The 8186-nt window shown below is 66.7% G+C and carries 10 protein-coding genes; 7 read left to right on the top strand and 3 right to left on the bottom strand.

The features are described 5' to 3' along the window. Window positions 1-939 (bottom strand): acyl-CoA carboxylase subunit beta (locus tag CH273_RS21990; RefSeq protein ID WP_306436897.1); only part of this gene is annotated, 939 nt, incomplete at its 3' end. Window positions 940-1035: 96 nt separating this feature from the next. Here CH273_RS21990 and CH273_RS21985 point away from each other — a divergent pair. Genes CH273_RS21985 through CH273_RS21970 form a run of 4 tightly spaced genes read left to right on the top strand, consistent with a single transcriptional unit; the run spans window position 1036 to window position 4565 of the window. After that, window positions 1036-1872: a biotin--[acetyl-CoA-carboxylase] ligase gene (locus CH273_RS21985; RefSeq protein ID WP_032398279.1), complete on the top strand. Its 837-nt coding sequence runs from the start codon at window positions 1036-1038 to the stop codon at window positions 1870-1872. A 47-nt stretch (window positions 1873-1919) separates the two neighbouring features. Further along, complete coding sequence (locus CH273_RS21980; RefSeq protein ID WP_082322677.1) at window positions 1920-2519, top strand: PH domain-containing protein; 600 nt, start codon at window positions 1920-1922, stop codon at window positions 2517-2519. 39 nt (window positions 2520-2558) lie between these two features. Continuing rightward, entirely contained in the window at window positions 2559-3239 is a 681-nt protein-coding gene (locus tag CH273_RS21975) for a response regulator transcription factor (protein ID WP_032398281.1), read from the top strand. Between the two features lie 6 nt (window positions 3240-3245). After that, window positions 3246-4565 carry a sensor histidine kinase gene (locus tag CH273_RS21970; protein ID WP_032397649.1) on the top strand — a complete coding sequence of 440 codons (1320 nt, stop codon included), beginning with the start codon at window positions 3246-3248 and terminating at the stop codon, window positions 4563-4565. Window positions 4566-4570: 5 nt separating this feature from the next. Here the strand turns inward: CH273_RS21970 and CH273_RS21965 are convergent, their stop codons facing one another. Next, window positions 4571-5131, bottom strand: coding sequence for a GtrA family protein (locus CH273_RS21965; RefSeq protein ID WP_045199996.1), 561 nt, complete (start codon window positions 5129-5131; stop codon window positions 4571-4573). 198 nt (window positions 5132-5329) lie between these two features. On the opposite strand from CH273_RS21965, the gene CH273_RS21960 reads away from it, so the two are divergent. The 3 genes from CH273_RS21960 to CH273_RS21950 are packed head-to-tail and all read left to right on the top strand — an operon-like array spanning window position 5330 to window position 7450. Next, the gene (locus CH273_RS21960) at window positions 5330-6532 is read left to right on the top strand and encodes a 5-(carboxyamino)imidazole ribonucleotide synthase (RefSeq protein ID WP_371828401.1); all 1203 of its coding nucleotides are present in this window, start codon (window positions 5330-5332) and stop codon (window positions 6530-6532) included. Continuing rightward, entirely contained in the window at window positions 6525-7064 is a 540-nt protein-coding gene (purE, locus tag CH273_RS21955) for a 5-(carboxyamino)imidazole ribonucleotide mutase (protein ID WP_032397651.1), read from the top strand. The genes CH273_RS21960 and purE overlap by 8 nt, the downstream gene beginning before the upstream one ends. Beyond that, on the top strand, window positions 7061-7450 hold the full coding sequence (locus CH273_RS21950) for a hypothetical protein (RefSeq protein WP_371828389.1): 390 nt from the start codon (window positions 7061-7063) through the stop codon (window positions 7448-7450). Before purE ends, CH273_RS21950 begins: the two co-directional genes overlap by 4 nt. On the opposite strand, the gene CH273_RS21945 is transcribed toward CH273_RS21950, so the two are convergent. Further along, on the bottom strand, window positions 7438-8163 hold the full coding sequence (locus tag CH273_RS21945) for a TIGR03089 family protein (protein ID WP_032397652.1): 726 nt from the start codon (window positions 8161-8163) through the stop codon (window positions 7438-7440). The two genes, CH273_RS21950 and CH273_RS21945, sit on opposite strands and share 13 nt — an antisense overlap. Window positions 8164-8186 lie beyond the last annotated feature (23 nt).

Raw genomic sequence — 8186 nt, 5'->3', positions numbered from 1 at the left:
CTCGTGCATGTCGTAGGGGGTGTTCGGTGAATCGGGGATCAGGGTGTCGAGTTCGAGATCCTCCGCGGTGAGCGAGTCCTCGATCGACCCGACGACCGGGTCCGAGGGTGCGGTGCGGGGGGCGTCGGCGCGATTGTTGCTCGGTAGGTACGAGAGCAGGTCGCGGACGTAGTCGAGGGCGTCCTGTTCTCCGGAGGCGACGTAGTGCGCGACCCCGGATTTCTCCATGTGGGTGTGTGCGCCGCCGAGTTCTTCCATGGTGACGTTCTCGCCGGTGACGGTCTTGATCACGTCGGGTCCGGTGACGAACATCTGGGAGGTGCCGTCGACCATGACCACGAAGTCGGTCAGGGCCGGGGAGTAGACGTGCCCGCCCGCGGCGGGTCCCATGATCACCGAGATCTGCGGGATCACCCCGGAGGCGCGGACGTTGCGGTGGAAGATCTCGCCGTACAGTCCGAGGGAGACCACCCCTTCCTGGATGCGGGCTCCGGCGCCTTCGTTGATGCCGACCAACGGTCGTCCGGTTTTGACGGCCAGGTCCATCACCTTGACGATCTTCTCGCCGTAGATTTCCCCCAAGCTGCCGCCGAAGACGGTGGCGTCCTGGGAGAACACGCACACATCGCGGCCGTCGACGGTGCCGTAGCCGGTGACCACACCGTCACCGAAGGGCCGGTTCTCCCCCAACCCGAAGTTCTGCGAGCGGTGGCGGGCGAGGGCGTCGAGTTCGACGAACGAGCCCTCGTCGAGCAGGGCGGTGATCCGCTCACGGGCGGTCAGCTTGCCTTTGGCGTGGACCTTGTCCACCGCCGCCTCACCGGACGGAATCTCCGCAACCGCGAGACGTTTACGAAGATCGGCCAATTTACCCGCAGTGGTATGGATATCGGGGGCTTCGGCCGACCCGTGTGCAGTGGAATCCTGGACGCTGGTCATGGGGCACTACTTTAACTGCGAGTGTGATCTGCGCCCCGACCGAGGGTGGTTCGCGGCAGGCCCTGGGCCTGTCGCCGAGCCCATATGCTGGTGCGTATGTGGACAAACCTCGATCGCCCGCCACTGGACGTTCGCGCGCTTCGCCGGGCACTGGTGGACGGCCCGCAGGCCTCCTGGTCTCGGGTGGACGTGGTAGCGGAAACCGGTTCGACCAACGCGGACCTGATCGCGGGCGCAGCGAATTACGCGGACCGGACGGCACTGATCGCCGAACATCAGGACAGCGGACGCGGCAGGCACGCGCGACCGTTCTCCGGTGTGCCGCGGTCGCAGATTCTGGTGTCGATGCTGCTGAAGTTCCCCGGAATCGATCCGGCCGTGCTCGGGTGGGTATCGCTCATGACCGGAATCGCACTGGTCGACGCGTTGCGCACCGTCGGTGAAGTCGATGCTCGACTGAAATGGCCCAACGACGTCCTCATCGGTGGCAAGAAGGTCTCGGGCATCCTGGCCGAGGTCGCCGCGCACGGGCCCTCGCCCACCGTCGTCATCGGGCTCGGAGTGAACGTGTCGATGACGAGCGACGAGCTGCCGGTGCCCACGGCGACGTCACTGGCGCTGGAAGGGGCTGCGGTTCTCGACCGCGACACGTTGGTTCGGGCGATCCTGCGGGGAATGGCCGCCGAGGTGGACTCGTGGCGGGACTCGAACTGGAACACCGACGCCCTCGTCCACCGGTACCGGGAGAGGTGCGGCACCATCGGGCAGCGTGTACGAGTCGATCTGCCCGGCGGCGACGAGAAGGTGGGAACGGCAATCGACGTCGACGAGCACGGCCGGATCGTGATCGAGGTCGAGCAGCAAGGGTCCGACACGCCGTCGGTGCTGGCCGTGGCCGCCGGTGATGTCACTCATCTCCGACCCCTCTCGTGAGACCATATCGACTCGACGGAAGTCGAGGCTAGTAGTCAGGAGTGCACGTGGGTTACCCACAGGACGCGTTGGCCGACGAGGAAGAGCTCCTGCTCCATCATCACCCCCACTGGAAGATGCTCGTCCTGCCGTCGGTGACATTCGTGCTCGTCACCGGCCTGGCAGGGGTCGGTCTCGGAGTCGCGAGTGCGCGGCTCGAATCGACCGCCGCGAACGTCGCCATGATCGCCACCGCGGTGATGTGGGTGGCGATCGTCGTGTGGCGGTGCCTGGTGCCGCTGATCAGCTGGAAGTGCACGCATTTCATCGTCACCGACCGGCGAGTGTTGATCAGACAGGGCGTGCTCACCCACTCCGGCATCGACATTCCGATGAGCCGAATCAGCAACGTGCAGTTTCGCCACGGACTCCTCGACCGGATGTTGCGAACCGGGACGCTCATCATCGCCTCGGCATCGGACGATCCGCTCGAGTTCGACGACATTCCGCACGTACAACGTGTGCATTCCCTGCTCTACCAGCAGGTATTCGACTCGATGGAGTACCGCCGGGAATCCGTGCACGGCCTGCAGGGAGCGTTCGAGCCGATTCCCGAGGATTCGGCTGTCGAGTCCAAACCAGGTTGGCGAGCCGGGAAACGCAGGTAACACAGGCTGTTCTCACCTTCGAACCGTATGGTGACCGATGTGACCGACGTGCTGCTTGCCGAAGACGACGAAGCCATCGCTGCGCCCCTGTCCCGAGCTCTCGGACGTGAGGGCTACACGGTGACCGTCGAACAGACCGGCCCCGCAACCCTCCAGCGCGCGCTGGACGGAAAGTTCGACCTGTTGATACTCGACCTCGGCCTGCCGGGGATGGACGGCCTCGAAGTGTGTCGGCAGGTGCGTGCCAACCGATCCGAGGTCGCCGTACTCATGCTCACCGCGCGAACCGACGAGGTCGACTTCGTGGTCGGTCTCGACGCCGGGGCCGACGACTACGTCGGCAAGCCCTTCCGGCTCGCCGAGCTCATGGCCCGCGTACGTGCGTTGCTCCGCCGCCGTGGTGCCGGGGAGGATTCCCCGATCGAGGTCGGTGCCATTCGTCTCGAACCCGCTGCTCGACGCGTCCTGGTCAGCGGCACCGAGATATCTCTGGCCAACAAGGAGTACGAGCTGCTCAAGGTCTTGCTCGACCATGCGGGCCAAGTCGTCTCTCGTGAGGTGATCCTGCGTGAGGTCTGGGGCGACGCGGAGCTGCGCGGATCGAAGACCCTCGACATGCACATGTCCTGGCTGCGTCGCAAGATCGGCGACGAAGGACCCGTGGCCGAGCGTCGTATCGCGACGGTGCGCGGCGTCGGCTTCCGTATCAACAGCGACTAGCGGTCGATGCGGCGCCGGATTCTGGTCTCGATTCTCGCTGTCGTCGTCATGACGGCCTTGCTGCTCGGTCTGCCCCTGATGTACACCGCGTGGTTGTGGGTGGAGGATTTCACCCGCAACGACCTGCAGGCACGCCTGGATCGAATGGCGGCCGAGATCATTTCGCAGGAAGGGTCGGCGGGGCTGATCGAGGGCCAGCTCGATATCGGCTCGCTCCGGTTGGCGATCCCACAGGGTGGCCGGCTCGTGGTCATCTACCCGACCCCCGAGGATGCCGCATCGCGCGCGGACATCGGGCAGTCGTCCGTGCCTCGACCGCTCGTCGAATCGCTGTCGATGGGTACCTCGGGTTCGCTTCGCCTCGAAGTTCCGTCCGACGACATGCGTTCCCTTCAGCGCCAGGCGCTCGGAGCTGTGACTCTCGTCGTTCTCGCATCGGCGATGGCAGGCACCGTCGTGGCCGTAGCGACGGCCAAGCGGCTGGCCGACCCGTTGCAGGATGTGGCGCGGCGCGCCGCCCGGCTGGCCGAGGGCGACTTTCGGCCGGACCCAAGGCGGCACGGCATCGCAGAACTCGATCGGGTCTCGGAGGTTCTCGATTCGGCGACCGTCGAGATCGCCGGGCGGCTGCAACGTGAACACACGTTGGTCGCCGATGTCTCGCATCAGCTTCGCAGCCGCCTGACCGCCGTCCGTCTACGCCTGGACGAGATCTCCACGCACCCGGATCCGGCAGTGGTCGACGAGGCCAACGAGGCGATGGATCAGGTGGACCGACTGACCCTCGCCATCGACGAGCTCGTTCGATCCTCTCGAAGTGACGGCGCTGCCGACGCGCACGAGGTCTCGGTCGTCGAGGAACTGATCGGCACCGTCGTCGAGTGGCAGCGAAACTTCGAGGACGTGGGGCGGACCCTGGTGCTCAAGGGTGATGCGGACCTGAAGGCCTCGGTGACCGGCTCGCGGTTGCGCGAAGCGGTCTCGGTACTGGTGGACAATTCTCTGGTGCACGGAGAAGGCGCGTGCACGGTGGCGGTTCGGGCCGTCTCGGCGGTCGAGAGCACCGAGGGACGCCGTGAACGACTGGTCTGTGTCGAGGTCTCGGACGAGGGACCGGGAGTGAGCAACGAACTCGCTCCGCACATCTTCGACCGTGGATTCTCGGGAGCCGGTTCCACCGGTGTCGGGCTCGCGCTGGCCCGGGCGCTGATCGAGGCGGACGGCGGCAGGCTGGAACTGCAGCGCCGCCGTCCGGCGCTCTTCTCGGTCTTCCTGCCTGCGTGGCGTGAACCGTCGGCTGCCGTGCCTCGGCGCGAGCCGCGCTGATCGTCTCAGGGAAGGTCGAGTGCGTCCGCTGCGTCGGTCGGGTCCTCGTTGCGTTCGGCGTCCACTTCCAAGATGGTGCGCGCGTTGTCCTCGGGGAAGGCGAAGCGGCGCAGTGCCCAGAACCGGAATGCCATCTGCAGCAGGTTGCCGATGATGTAGTTGAGGACGAAGTCGATGATGACCACCGTGGTCAGCGACTCACTGGTGTCGCGAATGTCGAAGACGTTGTTCGCGATCCACAGGGGACCGGCTGCGATGAGCACGCCGATGCCGCTGATCGCGAAGAAGAGCAGTGCCTCGTGGTGCCGCTCGCGTCCGCCGCGATGCTTGAATGCCCACTCGCGGTTGAGGAAGTAGCTGAGCAGGGTGGCGAGAACACCCGAGATGATCTTGGCGATCACCGGCTTCTGCTCGAGCACCGTCAGGCTCAGCGAGTAGAAGATGACGAGGTCGAACACCATCGTCGTGCCACCCACGATGGCGAACTTGATCAGCTCACTGTGCCGGATCGCGAGGTCCCGAATGGGCTTGGGTAAGCGTTGGAGCACGCTTGCGATCGTCGGCACAACGGTGAAGTCTACGAAACCCACCCCGGATTCGCCGAACCGAGGCTCCGATCATCAGGGTTTCCACAGGTCCTCGCCCAGCAAGTGGCCCGGCGGGCCGGACGCCGGTTCGGACCGAATGCGCGCGACATGACACCATGGTGAGCCGTGACAGGTACCGAACCGCGCCCCACCGCTGCGCGCCCGTCGTCGACCGGAATGCCCGTGGTGACGATGATCGGCGGCGGTCAACTCGCCCGAATGACTCACCAGTCCGCCATCGAACTCGGACAGACTCTTCGCGTCCTCGCCGCGGGTGCCGACGAGCCGGCAGCTCAGGTCAGCCCCGACGTCGTCTTCGGGCACCACGACGACCTCGATGCGCTCCGCACGGCCGCGACCGGTTCCAACGCTCTCACCTTCGACCACGAGCAGGTGCCGACCGAGCACCTCGAGACTCTCGTGGCGGAAGGCGTCAACGTGCAACCGCCACCGAGTGCGTTGATCTTCGCCCAGGACAAACTTCGTATGCGCCGCAAGCTCGCCGAACTCGGCGCGCCCGGTCCCGCCTACGCCGAGGTCTCGTGGGCGCAGGACGCGATTGCGTTCGGAGACGAGCACGGGTGGCCGGTGGTACTCAAGGCCGTTCGCGGCGGCTACGACGGGCGCGGCGTCTGGATGCCGGCCGACGCCGAGGAAGCCGAGGCGATCGTCACTGCCCAACTCGACCTGGGTGTACCGCTCATGGTCGAGGAGAAGGTCGCCATGCGCCGCGAGCTGTCGGCGATGGTCGCCCGGTCGCCGTTCGGCCAGGGTGCCGCGTGGCCCGTCGTGCAGACCGTGCAACGCAACGGCCAGTGCGCCGTCGTGCTGGCACCTGCTCCCGACCTCGACGAGGACGTGGCCACGTTCGCAGGCAGGCTCGCGCTCGACATCGCCGGTGCGCTCGGCGTCGTCGGAGACCTCGCTGTCGAACTGTTCGAGACCACCTCGGGCAAGCTCCTGGTCAACGAACTCGCCATGCGCCCTCACAACTCCGGGCACTGGACCATGGACGGGTGTCGCACCTCGCAGTTCGAGCAGCACCTCCGCGCGGTACTCGACTACCCGCTCGGCGACACCGATCCACTCGCTCCGGTGACGGTGATGGCCAACATTCTGGGCGCGCCCGAGGCCCCCGAGATGACGATGGACGAGCGGCTGCATCACCTGTTCGCCCGCATGCCCGATGCGAAGGTGCATCTGTACGGCAAGGGCGAGCGCAAGGATCGCAAGATCGGCCACGTGAACATCCTGGGCGCACAATCGGGTTCGCTGGCCGACCCCGCCTACGTGGCCGCGGTGCGCGAGCGAGCCGAACGCGCAGCGCACTGGATGTCGCACGCCGAATGGACCGACGGATGGGACCCGCACGATGACTGACAACACTCCTGCCCCCGATGGTCGTTCCGCAGGCTCCACTCCTGCCGTCGGCCTGATCATGGGCAGCGACTCCGACTGGCCCACCATGGAAGCAGCAGCAGAAGCACTGGCCGAGTTCGGGATTCACTTCGAGGTGGGCGTCGTGTCGGCGCACCGCACCCCGCAGCGCATGCTCGACTACGCGCGCGAGGCCGCAGGCCGCGGGATCCGGGTGATCATCGCCGGTGCCGGGGGAGCGGCCCACCTGCCCGGCATGGTCGCGTCGGCGACGCCGCTGCCGGTCATCGGCGTTCCGGTGCCCCTGAAGTACCTCGACGGTATGGACTCGCTGCTCTCGATCGTCCAGATGCCCGCCGGTGTTCCCGTGGCCACCGTCTCCATCGGTGGTGCACGCAACGCAGGGCTGCTCGCGGTCCGGATTCTCGGTGCATCCGATCCGGCTCTGCAAGAACGGATGGCTGCGTTCCAGGCCTCGCTCGAGGCCATGGTGCTGGAGAAGGACAAAGCGCTGCGCACCACTCTGCTCGGGTGAGCGCAGCCGTGTCACGCAGCGAGCAGATCGAGCGCGCAGGTCGCGGTAGTCGGCAGTCGATGCTCATGACACGGCTGGCGTTGCTCTATGCCCGGCTCTGGCGCGGTACGGCGCGCTTCGACGACGAATTCGCCCTGTTCGTGTGCACCGGGCTGCGCGGCGGATTCGGCCGCGGCGGAACGACATTCGGCGGTGCCTATCTGACGAAGGGCAACACCGCCCGTCGGGTTCTGCGGCACGAGGCCGTACACGCAGACCAATGGGCGAACTTCGGGCTCACCTTCCCGTTCCGCTACCTCGCCGAGGAAGCGCGGCATCGGGGCCCGGCGAACAAGTACGAGATCGAGGCCGGACTCGCCGACGGTGGCTACCGTCAGCCCGGCTGAGCAGCGGTGGCGGTGACCTTTTCGGTCTCGGCCCGCCGCTGGGACTTCGTCTCGTCCGGATTGGCCACCTGAACCAGTGACGCGCCGACGACGAGAACCGAGAGCAGACCGTCGATCAGCTCGTCGGCCGTGTTCCAGGACGCGCTGGAGGCGATCCGGTCCGAGGCCGTCCACGACCGTGCGTCGGCTCGCTCACGAGCGGCAGCGAGCACCTCGTCCACCGAACGCCCGTCCAGTGCCGCACCTGCGCTCGCGGAACCCGCGACCCTGAACTGATCGCCGTGCACCCGCACCGACGTCGCGTAATCGGTCATGCCGATCGGCAGATCGGGAACCGCCTTGCCGAACGCGTCGAGCGAGAACGCCAACACCTCGTCCGCCTCGGGAGACTCGTCGAGCCGATCGCCCGACACCATCGCCACGTCCGCGGAGTCGTCGGCCCCGATGACCACCTCGCCGCCTGCCCACCAGACTCCCAGCAGCGCCGCAGCCGTCTGCCAGTGCGCGGGCAACAGCACACTCACCCTGCCACCCACCTCGAAGGCGAACTCGTCGCGCAACAAGTTGGCGGTCTTGGCGGCCCAGTTCGCGAGGGTCACCGCCGACACCTCGACCCGCTCACCGGACGCATCGTCGTAGAACGTCACGCGCGGACCGGCCGGATCGGCGGCGAGAATCGGGTCGAGCAGGGTCTGAGTCAGATTCGAAGCCACCCCAGCACCCTAGATGACGCTCG

It is taken from the genome of Rhodococcus sp. 05-339-2 (assembly GCF_002258965.1).
Taxonomy (GTDB): domain Bacteria; phylum Actinomycetota; class Actinomycetes; order Mycobacteriales; family Mycobacteriaceae; genus Rhodococcoides.
The sequence above is the reverse complement of the archived record's forward strand: the minus strand, read 5'-3'. Positions and strand labels throughout refer to the sequence as shown.

Bases quoted from the DNA above. Each gene is read 5' to 3' on its own strand.
- CH273_RS21985 (WP_032398279.1), top strand. From the start codon at position 1,036: ATGTGGACAAACCTCGATCGCCCGCCACTGGACGTTCGCGCGCTTCGC.
- CH273_RS21970 (WP_032397649.1), top strand. From the start codon at position 3,246: ATGCGGCGCCGGATTCTGGTCTCGATTCTCGCTGTCGTCGTCATGACG.
- CH273_RS21960 (WP_371828401.1), top strand. From the start codon at position 5,330: ATGCCCGTGGTGACGATGATCGGCGGCGGTCAACTCGCCCGAATGACT.
- purE (WP_032397651.1), top strand. From the start codon at position 6,525: ATGACTGACAACACTCCTGCCCCCGATGGTCGTTCCGCAGGCTCCACT.